Annotated in this window: 20 protein-coding genes and 1 other RNA gene; 15 read left to right on the top strand and 6 right to left on the bottom strand. The window is 72.3% G+C overall.

The annotated features are described in order from the left end of the window. Positions 1–353 precede the first annotated feature (353 nt). Complete coding sequence (locus IF06_RS0121570) at positions 354–1025, bottom strand: bifunctional DNA primase/polymerase (protein WP_030273152.1); 672 nt, start codon at positions 1023–1025, stop codon at positions 354–356. Between the two features lie 217 nt (positions 1026–1242). Here IF06_RS0121570 and IF06_RS0121565 point away from each other — a divergent pair, with 217 nt between their 5' ends. From IF06_RS0121565 to mctP, 7 genes are all read left to right on the top strand, one after another. Further along, positions 1243–2472: a helix-turn-helix domain-containing protein gene (locus IF06_RS0121565; RefSeq protein ID WP_013287790.1), complete on the top strand. Its 1230-nt coding sequence runs from the start codon at positions 1243–1245 to the stop codon at positions 2470–2472. Then, complete coding sequence (locus IF06_RS0121560; RefSeq protein ID WP_030273150.1) at positions 2469–3050, top strand: flavoprotein; 582 nt, start codon at positions 2469–2471, stop codon at positions 3048–3050. The genes IF06_RS0121565 and IF06_RS0121560 overlap by 4 nt, the downstream gene beginning before the upstream one ends. A gap of 94 nt (positions 3051–3144) precedes the next feature. Continuing rightward, entirely contained in the window at positions 3145–4017 is an 873-nt protein-coding gene (locus tag IF06_RS0121555; RefSeq protein ID WP_013287788.1) for a Nif3-like dinuclear metal center hexameric protein, read from the top strand. Beyond that, on the top strand, positions 4007–4744 hold the full coding sequence (locus IF06_RS0121550) for a zinc ribbon domain-containing protein (protein WP_030273148.1): 738 nt from the start codon (positions 4007–4009) through the stop codon (positions 4742–4744). Before IF06_RS0121555 ends, IF06_RS0121550 begins: the two co-directional genes overlap by 11 nt. Positions 4745–4749: 5 nt before the next feature. Continuing rightward, positions 4750–5898: a bifunctional RNase H/acid phosphatase gene (locus IF06_RS0121545; RefSeq protein WP_030273146.1), complete on the top strand. Its 1149-nt coding sequence runs from the start codon at positions 4750–4752 to the stop codon at positions 5896–5898. A 127-nt stretch (positions 5899–6025) separates the two neighbouring features. Beyond that, complete coding sequence (locus tag IF06_RS0121540) at positions 6026–6268, top strand: DUF3311 domain-containing protein (RefSeq protein ID WP_013287785.1); 243 nt, start codon at positions 6026–6028, stop codon at positions 6266–6268. Next, a complete protein-coding gene (mctP, locus tag IF06_RS0121535; RefSeq protein ID WP_030273144.1) occupies positions 6268–7920 on the top strand; it encodes a monocarboxylate uptake permease MctP in 1653 nt (550 codons plus the stop codon). The genes IF06_RS0121540 and mctP overlap by 1 nt, the downstream gene beginning before the upstream one ends. A 55-nt stretch (positions 7921–7975) precedes the next feature. Here mctP and IF06_RS0121530 read toward each other — a convergent pair whose 3' ends face one another. Beyond that, entirely contained in the window at positions 7976–8443 is a 468-nt protein-coding gene (locus IF06_RS0121530; protein ID WP_013287783.1) for a MarR family winged helix-turn-helix transcriptional regulator, read from the bottom strand. 56 nt (positions 8444–8499) lie between these two features. Between IF06_RS0121530 and IF06_RS0121525 the strand changes: the two genes are divergently transcribed. Further along, positions 8500–9723 (top strand): MFS transporter, encoded by a 1224-nt coding sequence (locus IF06_RS0121525; protein WP_030273141.1) that lies wholly within the window; start codon positions 8500–8502, stop codon positions 9721–9723. A 24-nt stretch (positions 9724–9747) separates the two neighbouring features. Here IF06_RS0121525 and IF06_RS0121520 read toward each other — a convergent pair whose 3' ends face one another. Beyond that, the gene (locus IF06_RS0121520) at positions 9748–10509 is read right to left on the bottom strand and encodes a sulfite exporter TauE/SafE family protein (RefSeq protein WP_030273139.1); all 762 of its coding nucleotides are present in this window, start codon (positions 10507–10509) and stop codon (positions 9748–9750) included. A 212-nt stretch (positions 10510–10721) separates the two neighbouring features. On the opposite strand from IF06_RS0121520, the gene rnpB reads away from it, so the two are divergent. Then, an RNA gene (gene rnpB / locus IF06_RS32865) (RNase P RNA component class A) lies at positions 10722–11130 on the top strand. A 198-nt stretch (positions 11131–11328) separates the two neighbouring features. Here the strand turns inward: rnpB and IF06_RS0121515 are convergent. Continuing rightward, positions 11329–11706: a hypothetical protein gene (locus IF06_RS0121515; protein WP_052166203.1), complete on the bottom strand. Its 378-nt coding sequence runs from the start codon at positions 11704–11706 to the stop codon at positions 11329–11331. Between the two features lie 99 nt (positions 11707–11805). Here IF06_RS0121515 and IF06_RS0121510 point away from each other — a divergent pair, with 99 nt between their 5' ends. The 4 genes from IF06_RS0121510 to IF06_RS0121495 all read left to right on the top strand — a co-directional run bounded on the left by IF06_RS0121510 (position 11806) and on the right by IF06_RS0121495 (position 14282). Then, positions 11806–12144, top strand: coding sequence for an immunity 51 family protein (locus IF06_RS0121510; protein WP_030273135.1), 339 nt, complete (start codon positions 11806–11808; stop codon positions 12142–12144). 185 nt (positions 12145–12329) lie between these two features. Then, on the top strand, positions 12330–12674 hold the full coding sequence (locus IF06_RS0121505) for a DUF6331 family protein (RefSeq protein ID WP_013287776.1): 345 nt from the start codon (positions 12330–12332) through the stop codon (positions 12672–12674). A gap of 68 nt (positions 12675–12742) precedes the next feature. After that, positions 12743–13138, top strand: a complete 396-nt coding sequence (locus IF06_RS0121500; protein ID WP_030273133.1) for a VOC family protein — start codon at positions 12743–12745, stop codon at positions 13136–13138. Positions 13139–13325: 187 nt separating this feature from the next. Further along, positions 13326–14282, top strand: a complete 957-nt coding sequence (locus IF06_RS0121495; protein ID WP_030273131.1) for a threonine/serine dehydratase — start codon at positions 13326–13328, stop codon at positions 14280–14282. A gap of 133 nt (positions 14283–14415) precedes the next feature. On the opposite strand, the gene IF06_RS0121490 is transcribed toward IF06_RS0121495, so the two are convergent. Further along, entirely contained in the window at positions 14416–14901 is a 486-nt protein-coding gene (locus IF06_RS0121490) for a roadblock/LC7 domain-containing protein (RefSeq protein ID WP_030273129.1), read from the bottom strand. Further along, a complete protein-coding gene (locus IF06_RS0121485; protein WP_013287772.1) occupies positions 14898–15269 on the bottom strand; it encodes a hypothetical protein in 372 nt (123 codons plus the stop codon). Before IF06_RS0121485 ends, IF06_RS0121490 begins: the two co-directional genes overlap by 4 nt. Positions 15270–15507: 238 nt before the next feature. Between IF06_RS0121485 and IF06_RS0121480 the strand changes: the two genes are divergently transcribed. Continuing rightward, entirely contained in the window at positions 15508–15834 is a 327-nt protein-coding gene (locus IF06_RS0121480; RefSeq protein ID WP_013287771.1) for a PadR family transcriptional regulator, read from the top strand. Further along, positions 15828–16793, top strand: coding sequence for a hypothetical protein (locus IF06_RS0121475; RefSeq protein WP_232236744.1), 966 nt, complete (start codon positions 15828–15830; stop codon positions 16791–16793). Before IF06_RS0121480 ends, IF06_RS0121475 begins: the two co-directional genes overlap by 7 nt. Positions 16794–16804 lie beyond the last annotated feature (11 nt).

Here is a 16804-nt window from a genome sequence, read left to right as displayed (position 1 = left end):
GGGGGGGGAAGGGTGCAGGCGGGGTCAGCGGAGGGGGCGGTGGAGGATGGCGGGGCGGGAGCCGGTGGGGCGAGGACGGCCGGGGCGCACACCCAGCGGTCGGGTGAAGGCCCACGGGTGCAGGCGGCGGCGGGGCCGCGCCGGCTCGGTACCGCCGGTGTGGCGGGCAGCGTCGTCCCTGGACATGGTCAAACCCCCGCTCTGGCGCGGACGCGCCCTCGCCAGGAACAACGAGCCCGGTGCCGGGGAAGTCGCTGTCGGCCACCCGTCCGGGTCACCGGACCCGCTGTGACCAGGGAGAACGCTCGGCGTCGGAGCACGCGTTGCGGAAGCACCGGCCGGGTGCTGGGAGGTCAGCGGCCGCGGCGGGGCAGCGGGAGATGACCGGGGAACAGGTCGGCGCCGAGCGTCACCCCGGCCGCCCGTAACGCGGCGATCAGCGCGTTCTGCACCAGGTACGAGTCGGGTAGCTGCCACCGGGCCTGCTCGGGCGCGACCACCCAGCGCACCGTCCCCTCGGGCAGCCGGGTCGGCGGGGCCGGGATCCACGAGCCGGGTCCGTGGCGTACCACGTGGAAGCAGTGCTCCAGCTCGGGCCGCAGCGGGTCGCCGGGGCGTACCAGGAACATCCAACGGCCGGTCGGGGTGACCAGCGCAGGGCCGCGTACGCCGAACCCGGCGGGGTGGGTGGCGACCGCTTCCAGGACCTGCCGGCCCAGGTGGGCGGCGACCTCCAGGACGTCGAAGGCGCGGCCGGTGGGCAGCAGGATGCCGTGCGGGCGGTTACGCCACCAGGTGGCCACCCGGGCCGGGTCGGCGCTGGCGGCGTGTTCCCAGTCCTCAAGCGCCGGGTGGCAGCCCACTGTGGGACAGCCGGCCCGCCCGCAGACGAAGCGGCTGTTCGCCAGGCAGGCGCCGGGGGTGACCGGCCAGCCGTGCAGCGCGTACCGCACCGCGACGCGGCGCAGCCGGACCCGTTCCAGCGGCGACAGGTGAGCGACGCGCGGTCGGACGTTCCTCCACATGTCTGTCGTCCCCTCTGGTCCCGCCGAACCGTCCACAAGCCACACGTCGAAAGCCGTCACTGCCGTAACCCACGCTCGTTGAGGTGACTAACGGTCGGTGCAACTTGCACGAAAACTACGAGAACTGGCTGGACGGTGGACGCACAACCTGTGCGATCGGCGCGAGCCTGAGGGACGTGGGGGGACCGGCCGGCGCCGTGAGGGGGAGGGAGCGGGAATGGACGAACTGCCCATAGGCCGGCGGGTGGCGTACTGGCGGAGCCGCCGCAAGATGTCCCAGCAGGTCTTCGCCGACCGGCTCGGCAAGTCCAAGAGCTGGGTGGACAAGGTGGAGCGCGGCGTCCGCCGGCTGGACAAGTTCTCCGTGCTCTACGAGATCGCCGACATCCTCCAGATCGACGTGCAGTTGCTGCACGGCAAGGACCCGGAGCGGCGTACCGACGCGCTCAACTGCATCGACCAGGTCGAGGTGGAGGAGATCCGCACCGCCCTGGAGCGGTACGACTCGATGAGCGCCTACTTCGACGCGGCGCCCTACCCTCCGCCGCTGGCCGACATGCGCAAGGCGGTGAACCACGCCTGGCTCACCTACCAGTACGGCCGCTACGGCATGCTCACCCGCGCGCTGCCCAAGCTGCTGCGCGACGCCCAGGCGGCGGACGCCGGCTACGCCGCCGGCGACCAGGTACGCGAGGCCGCCCACCTGCTCGGGCAGGTCTACCAGATCGCCTCCTCGGTGCTGCGCAAGCTCGGCGAGTGCGACCTCGCCTGGCTCGCCGCCGACCGATCGATGGCGGTGGCCCAGCGGGCCGACGACCCGCTGCTGGCCGGCATCGCCACCACGCGCGTCTGCAACGCGCTCGTCGCGATGGGCCGCCCCCGCCCGGCGCTGGAGCTGAACGTCCGCATCGCGGGGCGGCTCGCGCCCGGCGGCGACAACGACGTCCGGCCGGAACGGCTCTCCGTGTACGGGATGCTGCTGCTCCAGGGCGCGATGGCGGCCGCCCGGATCGGTGACTCGGCGACAGTGGACGACCTGCTCGCCGGCGCCGGCGAGGCGGCCACCATGCTCGGCGGCGACCACAACCACTACTGGACCTCCTTCGGCCCGACCAACCTGGAGCTGCACCGCGCGGCGGCGGCGGTCGAGCTGGGCGACGGCGGCCGGGCGGTGGAGACCCACATGCGGCTGTCCGAGCCCGCGTTCAACGCGCTGCTGCCGGAGCGGCGCGCGCACCACCTGCTCGACCTGGCCCGCGGCTACTCCCAGATCGGTGACGTCGCCAACGCCGGGGACATGCTGCTGCGCGGTGACCGGCTCGCGCCCTCCGAGATCCGGTGTCGGCCGATAGCGCACGAATTGATGTCCGAGATTCTCCGTCGCACACGTGGTGCGCCGCCTCCGCCGATCGCGGAGTTGGCTGAGCACATGGGAGTCGGAGTATGAGCGGTCCGAAGACCGCCAGCGGGCACCGGCGGGTGCTCTACGTCATCGCCTGCGGTTCGCCGCTGGCCCGTCACGTCGGCCGGCTGGTCGACCTCGCCCAGCGGGAGGACTGGACGGTCTGCGTGGTCACCACGCCGGACGGCGCGAAGTTCGTCGACCGGACGGAGCTGGCCCGGCAGACCGGCCACCCGGTCCGTACGCACTACAAGAACCCGGGTGACCCGGACGTGCTGCCCCCGGCCGACGCCATGCTGGTGTGCCCGGCCACCGTCAACACGATCAACAAGTGGGCGGTCGGCATCACGGACACCCTGGCGCTGGGCCTGCTGATCGAGGCGCAGGGGATGGGGGTGCCGATCGCTGCCGTCCCGTACACGAACGAGGCGATGGCCGCGCACCCGGCGTTCCGGGCCAGCCTGGACCGGCTCGTGCAGTGGGGCGTCCGGATGGTCTTCGGCGACCACGTCGTACGCCTGCACCCGCCCGGCACGGGGGACCGGCGCGCGGACGCCTTCCCCTGGGACGCCGGCCTGGCCGCCCTGCGCGGCGCGGCCCGGCCGGTCGCCCCGGTCGGCTGAGAGGCGCGGTGGGCACGGCCCTCGGCAGACGCCGGGGGCCGCGCCCGGCGACGGTCGGCGTGTACCGGCCCGGACGCCGGTAAGCTGGCCGCCCGTGAGCACAACCGGATCGCCGCACACCGTCGCCGACGTGGTGGCCGCCCTGGACCGCCGTTACCCGCCCGCGTGGGCCGAGGAGTGGGACCGGGTCGGCCTGGTGCTGGGCGAGCCCGACCACCCGGTACGCCGGGTCGCCTGCGTGGTGGACGTGGTCCCGGAGACCGTGGACGAGGCGCTCGACGCCGGCGCGGACATGATCGTCGCGCACCACCCGCTGCTGCTGCGTGGCGTCTCCTCGGTGGCCGCCACCACGTACAAGGGCCGGATCGTGCACCGGTTGATCAAGGCGGACGTCGCGCTGCACGTGGCGCACACCAACGCCGACGTGGCCGACCCGGGGGTCTCCGACGCGCTCGCCGCCCGGTTCGGGCTCACCGGGCTGCGTCCGCTGCACCCGCCCCGCCCCGGCTCGCCCGCCGCCGGGCCCGGCCGGGGCATCGGCCGCATCGGCGAGCTGCCCACCCCGATGACGCTCGCCGAGCTGACCCGGCTGGCCGCCGCCGTGCTTCCGGTCACCGCCTGGGGAGTTCGCGCCGCCGGGGATCCCGGGCGTATGGTTCGTACCCTCGCCGTCAGCGGCGGCTCGGGGGACGGCTTCCTCGCCGAGGCGACCGCGGCCGGGGTGGACGCGTTCCTCACCGCGGACCTGCGCCACCACCCGGCCGGGGAACACCTCGCCGCCGGTGGCCCGGCGCTGCTGGACGCCGCCCACTGGGCGACGGAGCGACCCTGGCTGGACGACCTGGCCGCCTACCTGGCCGCCGAGCTGGACGTCGAGACCGTGGTGTCCGACCTGGACACCGACCCGTGGACCGTGCACGCCGCCGCGCCCCGGCCGGACGACAAGGAGCCCCGACGTGAAGGCTGACCCGAAGGTGCAGCGCCGCCTGCTCGACCTCCAGGCGATCGACACCGCGCTGGCCCAGCTCGCGCACCGCCGCCGCACCCTGCCGGAGCGCGCCGAGCTGGAGGCCCTCGCGCGTGAGCTGTCCGCGCTGGAGGACGAGCGGGTCCGCGCCCAGGTGGCAGTCGACGACCTGGACCGGGACATCGCCCGGATCGAGAAGGACGTCGACCAGGTGCGGGCGCGCAAGAGCAAGGACGAGGCCCGGCTGGCCTCGGGCAGCGGCCCGGCCCGCGAGCTGGAGGCGATCCAGCACGAGCTGGTCTCGCTGAACCGCCGGCAGAGCGACCTGGAGGACGCCGAGCTGGAGCTGATGGAGCAGCGGGAGACCGCGCAGGGTGTGCTCGACGGCATCGAGAGCCGGCTCGCCGAGGCCCGTGAGCGCCGCGCCGCGACCGAGCAGCGCCGCGACGAGACCCTGGCGGAGATCGCCAAGGAGGAGGAGTTCAAGCGCACCTCCCGCCAGCCGCTCGCCGGTGACCTCCCGGCGGACCTGATCGGCCTCTACGACAAGATCCGCGAGGACACCGGCATGGGCGCCGCGCTGCTCACCGGTGGCCGCTGCGGCGGCTGCCGGCTGGAGATGTCCGGCGCCGACCTGGCCCGTATCCGCAAGGCCGACCCGGACGACGTGGTCCGCTGCGAGGAGTGCCGGCGGATCATGGTCCGGACCAACGAGTCGGGGCTGTAGCCGTCGTGGCGGTGCGCGCGGTGGTGATCGAGGCCGACGGCGGCTCCCGGGGCAACCCCGGTCCGGCCGGCTACGGCGCTGTGGTCCGGGACCCGGAGACCGGCGAGGTGCTGGCCGAGCGGTCGGAGTCGATCGGTACGGCGACGAACAACGTGGCCGAGTACCGGGGCCTGATCGCCGGGCTGGAGGCCGCCGCCGAGCTGGGCGCGGCCGAGGTCGAGGCGCGGATGGACTCCAAGCTGGTGGTCGAGCAGATGTGCGGCCGCTGGCAGATCAAGCACCCCGGGCTGCGTCCGCTCGCCGCCCAGGCGGCCGGGCTGGTCAGCCGGTTCGCCGCCGTACGGTTCACCTGGGTGCCCCGGGAGCGCAACCGGCACGCCGACGTGCTCGCCAACGCGGCGATGGACGCCGCCGCGTCCGGCGCCGCACCGGCAGCGGCGGCGGCCGAGGCGCGGGAGGCGACTGTCGTGCGCGCCACCGGCACCGACCCGGCCACCACGCCCGCCTCCTGGGAGCCGCGCCCGACCGAGGAGGCCACCCGGCTGATCCTGGTGCGGCACGGGGAGACCGAGCGCACCGTGCAGAAGCGCTACTCCGGCCGGGGCGACGTGCCGCTCACCGGGCGCGGCCGGGCCCAGGCCCGGGCCACCGCCGCCCGGGTGGCCGCGCTGGCGCCGTCCGTCGCCGCAGTGGTCAGTTCCCCGCTGTCGAGGTGTACGGCCACCGCCGAGGCGGTCGCCGCGCAGGTCGGCAACCCGCCGGTACGCACCGACGACGACCTGATCGAGTGCGACTTCGGCGTCTGGGAGGGGCACACGTTCGCCGAGGTACGCGAGGGCTGGGCGGCCGAGCTGGACGCCTGGCTCGCCTCCACCCGGGTCGCGCCGCCGCGGGGCGAGTCGTTCGTGACAGTCGCCGAGCGGACCGGGCGGGCGGTCGACCGGCTGCGGTCGGCGTACCCGGGGGAGACGGTCGTGGTGGTCTCCCACGTCTCGCCGATCAAGCTGGTGCTGCGCGACGCGCTCGCCGCCGGCGACGCGTTCCTGCACCGGCTCTACCTGGACACGGCCGGCATCTCGGTGCTGGACCTGTACCCGGACGGCGGCGTCGCGGTCCGCTCGGTCAACGACACCTCGCACCTCGCGGACGTCTGACGGCCGTTCGGCGCATGCCGGCGGCCGTTCGGCGCATCGACATCACCCGATCGGACGTGACCCCCGTCACAGGGTCGTAGCCTCCGGCCGTCACATGGCCCGCTACGAATGCCCGGAGGGGTGTCACATGTCCGCACCGGAACCGGAGGCGCTCGACACGGCGCGATCCAGGGCGAAGGACAAGAGTCCCTGGAACTGGTTGCTCTTCATCCCGATCGTGGTGCCGCTGATCCCGGCACTGTTCAACGCCGACTCGCCCCGGCTGTTCGGCTTCCCGCGTTTCTACTGGTTGCAACTGGTCTGGATCCTGCTCGGCGTCGGCACCACCACGCTGGTCTACCAGATGACCAAGAAGCGGGGTGACCGCTGATGTGGCGGGACCACCTCACCGAGATCATCGTCTTCACGCTGCTGTTCCTGCTGGTCAGCGCCATGGGTTTCGTGGCTGCACGGTGGCGCAGACCGACGGACATGGCCCACCTGGACGAGTGGGGACTGGGCGGGCGCAGCTTCGGCGGCTGGATCACCTGGTTCCTGGTCGGCGGTGACCTCTACACCGCGTACACGTTCGTGGCGGTCCCGGCGCTGATCTTCGGGGCCGGCGCGGCGGGCTTCTTCGCGGTGCCGTACACGATCGTCATCTACCCGCTGGTGTTCCTGGTGCTGTGCCGGCTCTGGTCGGTCTCGCACCGGCACGGATTCGTCACCCCCGCCGACTTCGTCCGCAACCGGTTCGGTTCGCCGATCCTGGCGCTGCTGGTCGCGATCACCGGCATCGTCGCCACGATGCCGTACATCGCGCTGCAACTGGTCGGCATCGAGGCGGTGCTCAAGACCATGGGCGTCACAGGGGACAGCGCGCTGGCCCGGCACCTGCCGATCATCATCGCGTTCGCGATCCTGGCCGCGTACACGTACCAGTCCGGGCTGCGCGCCCCGGCGCTGATCGCGTTCGTCAAGGACTCACTGATCTACATCGTGATCCTGGTCGCGGTGATCTGGCTGCCGTACAAGCTCGGCGGCTGGGGCGCCATCTTCGACGCGGCAGACGCGAAGTTCCAGGCGTCACCCGCGCCCGGCGACGGCATCCTGCTCAACCAGAACAACCAGATCCAGTACGTGACGCTGGCGTTCGGCTCGGCGCTGGCGCTGTTCCTCTACCCGCACAGCATCACCGGTGTGCTGGCCAGCCGGAACCGCGACGTGATCAAGCGGAACATGTCCGCGCTGCCCGCGTACAGCCTGCTGCTGGGGTTGATCGCGCTGCTCGGCTACATGGCCATCGCGGCGAACGTGAAGCCGTTGCCCGGCGCGAAGGAGGGTACGACCGACGGCAACACTGTGGTGCCGCTGCTGTTCGACCAGCAGTTCCCGGACTGGTTCGCCGGGGTGGCGTACGCCGCAATCGGCATCGGCGCACTGGTCCCTGCGGCGATCATGTCGATCGCGGCGGCGAACCTGTTCACCCGCAACATCTACAAGGAGTACCTGAAGCGGGACGCCACCCCGGCGCAGGAGGCGAACGTCTCGAAGATCACCTCGCTGGTGGTGAAGGTCGGGGCGGTGGCCTGCATCGTCTTCCTCGACCCGCAGTTCTCCATCGACCTCCAGCTCATCGGCGGCGTGATCATCCTCCAGACGCTGCCCGCGGTGGCGCTGGGCCTCTACACCCGCTGGTTCCACAGGGGCGCGCTGATCGCGGGCTGGGCGGCCGGCATGGGCCTGGGCATGTGGATGCTCTACCAGATCGGCAACCCGGCGACCGGGAAGAAGCACTTCGCCGGATCGGCGTTCCCGCTGGAGAAGTTCGGTTTCGACACGCCGAAGACCATCTACGTGGGCATCGTTGCGGTGCTGGTGAACCTGGTGGTGGCCGCGCTGCTCACGCTGGTGCTGCGCGCCGCCAAGGTGGCCGACGGGCCGGACGGCACCACGCCGGACGACTACTTCGCCGACGAGGGCCACCCGCGCGTGACGGCGACCGCCGACCGCGCCGACTCCGCGCGGGAGCCGGTGGCGTGAAAGGAAGGGCCCCTTATTAACGCATTCTGCATAATAAGGGGCCCTTCCTAACACCTCAGCGGCGGCGGTTGCGCGCGTCGAGCGCCTCGTTGAGGCGGTGCAACATGTCCGCCAGTGTCTCCCGGTCCGCCTCGGGCCAGGCGGCGAGGATGTCGCCGTACAACCGGGTGCGGGCCGCCCGGACGGCGGCCATCCGCTGGAGCCCGGCCGCCGTCGCGGAGATCACCGTGCCGCGCCCGTCGGCCGGGTCGGGGGTACGCGAGATCAGCCCGTCGCGCTGGAGCGCGGAGACCTGCCGCGTGACGGTGGAGCCGTCCAGGTTCAGCCGCGCGGCGAGCGCCGACACGTTCTGCGGGCCGGCCGCGTCCAGGTGGCGCAGGATCACGTACGCGGCGCGGTCCAGCAGCCGGTGCTCCATCGTGCCGGTGCCCCGGCGGGTGGCCTCACCCAGGCGCATCAGCAACGCGACCTCGGTTTCGATCCGGCCGAGGGTGACCTCGGGAGCGTGGACGTCGTCACTCATAGCTGTATGATACAAGAAAAATATCTGTACGATACAGCTATCTGGGAGGTTGCGGAGTGGATCGCCGATCCGAGCCCAACCGCAGTGCCATCTACGCCACCACGCTCGTGGCGTTCCTCGCGATCGCCGGCATCGCCGTGGTCGACCCGATCCTGCCCGCCATCGGCGAGGCGATCGGCGTCACCGCCTGGCAGGTCGAGCTGCTCTTCACCGCGTACATCGCGGTCATGGCCGTCGGCATGATCCCGGCGACGCTCGCCAGCGGGCGGTTCGGTTTCAAGCCGGTGCTCGTCACCGGCGTCTCGGTCGTCGGCCTGGCCGCCATCGGAGCCTCGTTCAGCAACGACATCGTGCAGCTCTCCGTGCTGCGCGGCGTCTGGGGCCTGGGCAACGCGATGTTCTTCGCCACCGCCATGGTCGTGCTGGTCAACCTCGCGAACGACAGGGAATGGGTGGTCGGCCTGTTCGAGACCGCCCTCGGGCTCGGCTTCGCGGTCGGCCCGCTGATCGGCGGCCTGCTCGGCGAGGTGAGCTGGCGGCTGCCGTTCTTCGTCTGCGGCGTGTTCATGGTGCTGGCGCTCGGCGTCGCCGCCCGCAAGCTGCGCGAACCGGTGAACAAGCAACAGCCGGTACGCCTCGGCCAGATCTTCGCCACCTACCGCAAGCCCGCGTTCGTGACGCTGTGCGTGGTCACCGCCGCGTACAACTTCGTCTTCTTCGTCGTGCTCGGCTACACGCCGCTGTTCCTGCGCCTCGACGTCATCCCGCTGGGCCTGGCGTTCACCGGCTGGGGTCTCGGCCTGGCGGCCGGCATCCTGCTGATCGGGCACCGGCTGGCCCACCGCATCGGCGCGGTGCAGACAGTCGGCGTCGCACTGCTCGGCCTGCTGGTCTGCATGGTCCTGTTCGCCACCTCCACCGGCACCGCCATGTCGCTCGTCGTCCTCGTCGTCGCCGGCCTGTTCATGGGCCTCGCCAACGCCAACCTGACCGACCTGGCGCTCGGGCTCGGCTCCGCCGACCGGCGCGTCGCCACCGGCGCGTTCAACCTGGTCCGCTGGGGCGCCGCCGCGCCCGCGCCGATCATCTCCGGCAAGCTGGCCGAGCACGGCCTCGCGCTGCCGTTCTGGGTCGGCTTCGGGGTGCTCGCCGCCGGCGTGCTCGCGTACCTCGCGTTCGGGCACCTGATGGCGGCCGGCTACGGCGAACGGGTCATCTGGAACCGGGCCGCCCGCCGCGCCGAGCACGCACCGGAGGAGCCGGTGGGGGAGGCCTACTGACGGGTCCGGTCTTGCCGGGTGGCGTCAGGTCAGCGCGCGCCACAGCAGGTAGAACCCGATGGCGGTGCCGAACACCACGATCACCGTCTTCAACACCACCTGCGGAAGCCGGCGGGCCAGCCGCGCGCCCGCGTACCCGCCGAACAGGGTGGCCGGCGCGACCACCGCGACGGCCGCCCAGTTCACCGGGCCGAACAGGGCGAACACCACGAGCGTGGTCAGCCCCACCACTGCCGAGAGCAGGTTCTTCACCGCCGACACCCGGGCCAGCGTCGCGTCCAGCACCAGCGCCAGCCCGGCCACCAGCATCACCCCGAGGGCCGCGCCGAAGTAGCCTCCGTACACCGTGCCGAGCGCGACCATGGTCTGGACCGTGACGGTACGGCGGCGCGCGCCCAACCGTTCCGGATGGCCGACCAGCCGGCGCAGCGGACCCTGGAACGCGAGTACGGCGGTCGCGCCCAGCACGAGGAACGGCACCACCAGCTCGAACGCGCGCGCCGGAGTCGCCAGCAGCAGCGCGCACCCGGCGATCGTGCCGAGGACGGCGGTGGGCAGCAGCGACCACAGCTCCCGCCCGCGCGGCAGGTCCACCCGGCTGCCCGCCACGCTCGCCACGTACCCCGGGAAGACCGACACCGAGTTCGAGACGTTGGCCGCCACCGGCGGCAGGCCGGTGGCGATCATCGCCGGGAACGTGATCAGTGAGCCACCACCGGCCACCGCGTTCACAGTGCCCGCGGCGAGACCGGCGGCGAGCAGGAGCGCGGCGTCGGAGAGATCCATGGTCCCCCGAGGCTAGTCGGTCGGGCGGCGAGCGCGCATCGCGCCAGTTCGGGCGCGCACCGCGCCAGTTCGGGCGCGCATCGCGCCAGTTCGGGGAAGTGGCGGTATCCCGGGCCGGTTGATGCCGCCACCTCCCCGAAGTGGCGGACGAGATGGTGGGCGGGGTGGAAATGGGCGCGGCGGGTGCGTCGTTAGGATGAGGGCGCGACGGACGAGTCGACCGGGCGGTCGCGTCGACGGGCTCCGGCCCGTCGCCGAGGAACGTCCGGACTCCACAGGGCAGGGTGGTTGCTAACGGCAACCCGGGGTGACCCGCGGGACAGTGCCACAGAAAACAGACCGCCGGCCCGTAACGGGACGGTAAGGGTGAAACGGTGGGGTAAGAGCCCACCAGCACCCCGGGTGACCGGGGTGGCTCGGTAAACCCCACCCGGAGCAAGGCCAAGAAAGGGCCGTCACCGCAAGATGACGACCCGCGCAGACGCTTGAGGGCTGCCCGCCCGATGTCTGCGGGTAGGCCGCTGGAGCCTGCCGGCAACGGCAGGCCGAGATGGATGGCCGCCGCCGGTGCGCCTACGGGCGTGCCGGGCACAGAATCCGGCGTACAGGTCGACTCGTCCGTCGCCCACCAGCTCAGAGCTTTGATCAAGGTTCTGAACTGGTTCTAGTAGCGTCGACGGTCGTCGTTGGTCAGCAAGCTCTCGCTGTGCCGACGTCGCCCGTCGTCCCGGCGGTGCTGCCTCCCCGCGGCGTCGTCCAGCCAAACCGGCCGCACGTCGTCGGGATCCTCCGATGGCCGCCGTCTGTACCGGTCACCCGCTATCGGAACTCGTGGATGACCTCGATCGAACCGACGATGTGCGCGTTGAACTCGTCGAGTTCGTCGGCTGCAACCCACAGCATCGGAGCGGCGGATCCGCCGAAGGACCGTGTCGAGTAGCGGCCCAGGAAACCTGTCTGGACGTGGAAGCGGGCCACGTAGCGCACGGGTCCGAACAGGTTCCAGTTCTGCGCAGCCCTGACCGCGAAAGCCTCGTCGAGCATCGGGAAGAAGTGAGTTTGCTCCGGCGACAGTGGCGGCCACCTGCGCCCCCCTGCCTCGCGGACGAGGTCGAGTTCCTGCTGTCCCAGGGGGCGCCACAGCACCGTCGTTACGTCGCTGGTCACGTCGTCCCCGCTGCCGTGGTCGGTCGTCATACCGGACAGTCCCGCCGGATCGAATGGAGGAGCGGAACTGAGCGCGTGACGGAGACTTCGGATCTTGCCACGAGCACCGACCACTGTCAGGCTTCGAAGATGACCTTGCTCAGACTGATCGAGACCACTCCCGGACAGTATTCGCTGTTGCTGGATGCCGGGACCACTCCAGTCGACAGTGTGATCGGGGAGCTTGGTCACGAGCCCAACGGTTACTTCTGGGCAGGCGTCGCGGAGGTTCTTGTCAGCACCGAGGCCCCGACGCTCGAAGGTCGATTCGCCTATGACCCTGAGGCCGGCATGTTCTGCGCCTACGGCACCGACCGAGGCGCGCTGCAAGAGCTGGAGGCCTTGATGAAGGCGGTAGCCACCGGCGGCGAACGTATGCGGCGGCTGGTCAACGACGCCGAAGCGCGCGGGTTCGAGTTCGACGACTGACAGCGGAAGCGGGCGGTTGACGAGGGAGACGTAGCGCTCCACGCGGTGTCCACCCCGGCAACCTCCTCGACGATCGCGAGGCTCTGGCTCCGGAGTGGCCGCCGAATTCGCAGGAGTGCCAGGCGGTCGTGGCGCTAGCATCGGCCACCCGTCACTGTCGCGGCGGGCTCAGGGGAGGAGAGGCGATGGCGGACGTATCGGTCGATGTGCCGTCGCCCCTGCGTACGTGCATCGCCTTCTGCGAGGTCGAGTGCGTTGTCGGATGCTGCGGGATCGATGCCGTCTCCACGGACCCCGACCTGATCGAGGAATGGTGTCGCCAGGTGGGCTCGGCCGCGGTGATCGAGGCTCGGCTTCAACTCATCGAGCTGATCGAGGTGGTCGAGGACCGCTCCCGATGCGTCGCGTCGGACGTCCTGAACCACCGCACGCATGACGAGGCCGCGCGGCGTGAGTTGCTGGACTTCCTGGCCGCGCTCGACGCCGGACTGGCTGCCGGCGATGCGTCCGTGAGCGGCGCTGACACCTAGGGAGCCGGTGGCCGGTCCGGGAACGGCTGGGTAGCCCGGGGGCCATCAGGACTTGCGATGATCCGGTGATGACCTCCTACGTGTCCCACACCACCGTGGACTGTGCCGACGCCTACGCCCTGTCCCGCTGGTGGGAAGCCGTCCTCGACTACCGGGAGGACCCGGACGATCCGAACGAGCCGGGCCACGAGGAGTGCATGATCTACTCGCGGGACGGGCGGCACCGCCTGCTCTTCATCGAGGTACCGGACGCCAAGCAGGTCAAGAACCGCATCCACCTCGACCTGCGCCCGGTCGAGGGCACGCGCGACGAGGAGTTGGCCCGGCTGACCGACCTGGGCGCGACGGTGGTGGCCGACCGGCGAGAGAGCGACGGCACCGGCTGGGTGGTGCTCGCCGACCCGGAGGGCAACGAGTTCTGCATCCTCCGCAGCGACGCCGAGGTGGCCGCCAGCCGACCGTGACAGGTCCGTCCCACTCCAGCGATCTTGGAGTTGTGGCGCCCGGAACGGCCCTTCCGCGCAGTTCGCGAGGTGCCACAACTCCAAGATCGACGAGTGCCGGAGCGCGGGGCGGTGGGGCGGCGGGGCGGCGGGGCGCCGCGCGGTGGGACGGCGCGGGGCACGGGGGCCGGTGTGGGACGCTGCGGGGGTGATCGAGCTTGCGGACATCCAGGCGGCCGCCGACCGGATCGCCGACGTCGTCGTACACACCCCGACCGTGCCCAGCCCGGGACTGACCGAGCTGCTCGGCGTACCGGTCAACGCCAAGCTGGAGCTGCTGCAACGTACCGGCTCGTTCAAGGCCCGTGGTGCGGCGGCCAAGCTGCTCGCGCTCGACGAGGCGGAGCGGGCGGCCGGAGTGGTAGCGGTCAGCGGTGGCAACCACGGCATCGCGGTCGCGGTGATGGCCGGCGCGCTCGGGGTGGCGGCGACAGTGGTCATGCCCCGGACGGCGCCCGCCCGCGCGGTCGAGGTGGCCCGCGCCGCGGGGGCGGACGTGCGCCTGACCGAGGACATGGCCGGCGCGTTCGCGCTGATGAACCGGCTGCGGGACGAGGGCGTCACGCTGCTGCACCCGTTCGACGATCCGATTGTGCTGGCCGGGCAGGGCACTGTCGGGCTGGAGTTCGCCGACGACGCCGGTGAGCTGACCGACGTGCTGGTCAGCATCGGCGGTGGCGCGCTGATCTCGGGCGTGGCGGCGGCGCTGCGGGCGCGGCGGCCGGGGGTACGGATTTGGGGCGTCGAGACCGAGGGCGCGCAGGCGATGTCGCAGGCGCTGGCGAAGGGCGGCCCGGTCGAGGTGCCGCTGTCGTCGATCGTCACCACGCTCAGCGCGCCGAGCGTCTCGCAGCTCACCTATGACCATGTGACCGCGCTGGTCAGCGACGTCCTCGTGGTCTCCGACGCCGAGGCGGTGCGGGGCACGCTGGAGCTGGCCGAGCACGCCAAGGTGTGGGCCGAGCCCGCCGCCGGGTGCCTGCTGCCTGCCGCCCGCCGGGTGGTCGAGCGGGTGGGCGCCGACGCCCGGATCGGCCTGGTGGTCTGCGGCGGCAACGCCACGGTGGCCGACGTGACCGCGTGGGCCGGCCGCTTCGGCCTCTGACCCGCCGCGCCGCGACTGCCGCGGCAAGCGCGCGACCGCGCCGCGCGACCGCCGCGCCACACGAACGACAGAACCCGGGGGTACGCCGGCCGCCTCCGGTCCGGACGGGTGGGACCGGGACGACCGGCGTACGTCAGGACGTGGCCGGGCTGACGCCGTCGAGCAGTTCGGCGAGCCGGGCCGCGGTCGTCGGGGCGTGCAGGTGCAGCCGCGCCACGTTGATGGTGTCCGTGCCGACCACGGCGAGCAGCGCCTCTCCGTTGATCGCGTACACGCTGAGGTAGCCGCCCGCGTTGCGTACCGTGGACTGCTGGAAGTCGCCCTGTCCGAGCCGGAACCCGACCTGGCGGCCGAGTCCGTACGTGGTGGCGGCGAGCGCGGCCAGGTCGTCCGGGTCGGCGCCGTTCTGCAGGTTGTGCGTGACGAGCAGGCCGTCGACGCCGCCGAGGACGCAGCCGTGCACGCCGGGGATCTGCAACCGCAGCGCGGAGAGTTCCTGGGCGATGGCCGGGTACGGCAGCGCCGGGTTGCCGGCCAGCGACTGTGGAAGCGCCCGTGGTGGCGGCAGGGTGCCGGCTTGGGCGCGCGTACGGCGGGGGAGGTCGTCCACCCGGCTCACAGTTCCAGGCTCTCCTCGATCGTGCGCAGTTGGTGCCGCGCCATCGCGAGGTTGGCCCGGCTCTTGCTCACCATCAGGTAGAGGAACAGGCCCTTGCCGGTGCGGTTGCTCAGCGGGCGGATCAGGTGGTACTGGCTGCCGAGCGTGATCAGGATGTCCTCGATCTCGTCGTCGAGCTTGAGCATCTCGATGGTGCGCAGCTTGGCGCGTACGACGTCGGTGTTGCCGGCGGCGGCGACCGTCAGGTCGATCTCGCCGGTGCCGCCGGCGACGCCGAGGGTCATGCCACTTGTGTAGTCGACGAGCGCGGCCCCGATCGCGCCGTCGATGTTCATCGCGTTCTTCAGCGCGATGTCAAGGTTGCCCACGATTTTCTCTCCCCAGCTCGGGTCGCTGTCCGCTGGAAGCGCGACAGCGGATTCGTCCGTCGAGGCTCGCATATGGAGTCGCGCGACGCACCCGGGCCACCGGTGATCCACCTGAGCGGGCCCTGCCGGACCGGCCACCGGTTCCGCCGAAGGGGACACACCGTCCCATTGTCGATCACCGTTCGTCCTGCTACCTCGGGTGCACCCGCCCTATGTAGAGTTCCGATAGAGTGCCGCTGTGCGACTGACCATCCCGGTGGCGAAGGTGCTCTCGGCGCTGCTCGCCGAGCCCGAGGCGCCGCGTTACGGCCTCGACCTGATGCGGCTCACCGGCCTGCCCAGCGGGACGCTCTACCCGGTGCTGCACCGTCTCCAGGCGGCGGGCTGGCTCGCCGCCGACTGGGAGGACGTCGACCCGGTGACCGCCGGCCGCCCGGCCCGCCGCTACTACCGCCTCACCGGCGAGGGCATCCGGTCGGCCCGGCTGGCGCTGGCCGAGCTGCGTGCCCTCGTACCCTCCGAACGTGCCGGCGGCGCGGACCCGGCCGGGGCGCCGGCGTGGTGACCCGGCGGGTGGCGGCGCTGCTGCTGCGGGTCGCGGTACGCCGGTGGCCGGCGGAGCTGCGTGCCGGCCTGGCCCGGGAGTGGGCCGCCGAGCTGCACGAGCTGGCCCGCACCGGCCGCCGCTGGGGGATGCTCCGGTTCGCCGCGAGCCTGGCGGCCCGCCGGGCGGCCACACCACTGACCGGCCGGGCCGGGTCGCGGCGGCTGGGGCGTACCGCAGGGGTGTTGCTGCTCGCGCCGCCGGCCTGCGTCGCGGTGCTCGTGCTCGCCGGCGCGGTGATGGCCCTGACCCACGGGTGGCTGGAGATGCGCGTGCCGTGGGCCGCCGCCGCGCAGCTGCCGACCTGGTCGGCGCTCACCGCGCTGCTCGGCACGGCGCTCGCGCTCGGAGTCACCCGGGCCGCACGCCGGACCGTACGCGTGGGGGCGCTGCCCACCGCGCTCGGCGTGGTGCTGCCGATCGCCGCGACGGTGACCGCGACGCTCGCGCTGCTCGCCGCGCGAGGTGAGAGCCGGGTGTGGGAGACGGTGCCCGGGCTGCTGCTCTGGCTGGCGCTGCTGACGGCGGCGCTCTGGACCGCCGGGGCGCTGGCCCGCCAGGGCCGGGTCCGGCTCGCGTGGTCGGCCGGGCTGCTCGGCGCGCTGGTGGCGGCCGACGCGGCGGTGGTGCTCGCGGTGGTCACCTCGATCCCGGCCACCGCGCCGGTGGCGGACGGCCTGCCGCCGGACGCGGTGGACCGGATCTCCGCGCCGCTCTGGCTGTTCACCTGCTGGACCGACTCGTCGTTCGGGCTGCCCCGGCCGACCGGGTGGGAACGGTTCCTCATCACCGACCGGGTGCTCGTCGAGCCGATGTTCCATCTGGCCTGCACGCCCTACGCCCTCGCGTACGCGATCGCGGCGGCCCGCCCGGCGCCCGCCGCCGTACCCGGTCCGGAGCCCGTCCCGGCACCCGCCTGACGGTCAAGCGT

It is taken from the genome of Micromonospora globosa (genome assembly GCF_000717585.1).
Taxonomy (GTDB): domain Bacteria; phylum Actinomycetota; class Actinomycetes; order Mycobacteriales; family Micromonosporaceae; genus Micromonospora; species Micromonospora aurantiaca.
This window is presented reverse-complemented; position numbering and strand designations above follow the sequence as displayed.

Bases quoted from the DNA above. Each gene is read 5' to 3' on its own strand.
- IF06_RS0121570 (WP_030273152.1), bottom strand. From the start codon at position 1,025: ATGTGGAGGAACGTCCGACCGCGCGTCGCTCACCTGTCGCCGCTGGAA.
- IF06_RS0121565 (WP_013287790.1), top strand. From the start codon at position 1,243: ATGGACGAACTGCCCATAGGCCGGCGGGTGGCGTACTGGCGGAGCCGC.
- IF06_RS0121560 (WP_030273150.1), top strand. From the start codon at position 2,469: ATGAGCGGTCCGAAGACCGCCAGCGGGCACCGGCGGGTGCTCTACGTC.
- IF06_RS0121540 (WP_013287785.1), top strand. From the start codon at position 6,026: ATGTCCGCACCGGAACCGGAGGCGCTCGACACGGCGCGATCCAGGGCG.
- mctP (WP_030273144.1), top strand. From the start codon at position 6,268: ATGTGGCGGGACCACCTCACCGAGATCATCGTCTTCACGCTGCTGTTC.
- IF06_RS0121530 (WP_013287783.1), bottom strand. From the start codon at position 8,443: ATGAGTGACGACGTCCACGCTCCCGAGGTCACCCTCGGCCGGATCGAA.
- IF06_RS0121520 (WP_030273139.1), bottom strand. From the start codon at position 10,509: ATGGATCTCTCCGACGCCGCGCTCCTGCTCGCCGCCGGTCTCGCCGCG.
- IF06_RS0121515 (WP_052166203.1), bottom strand. From the start codon at position 11,706: ATGACGACCGACCACGGCAGCGGGGACGACGTGACCAGCGACGTAACG.
- IF06_RS0121510 (WP_030273135.1), top strand. From the start codon at position 11,806: ATGACCTTGCTCAGACTGATCGAGACCACTCCCGGACAGTATTCGCTG.
- IF06_RS0121505 (WP_013287776.1), top strand. From the start codon at position 12,330: ATGGCGGACGTATCGGTCGATGTGCCGTCGCCCCTGCGTACGTGCATC.
- IF06_RS0121500 (WP_030273133.1), top strand. From the start codon at position 12,743: ATGACCTCCTACGTGTCCCACACCACCGTGGACTGTGCCGACGCCTAC.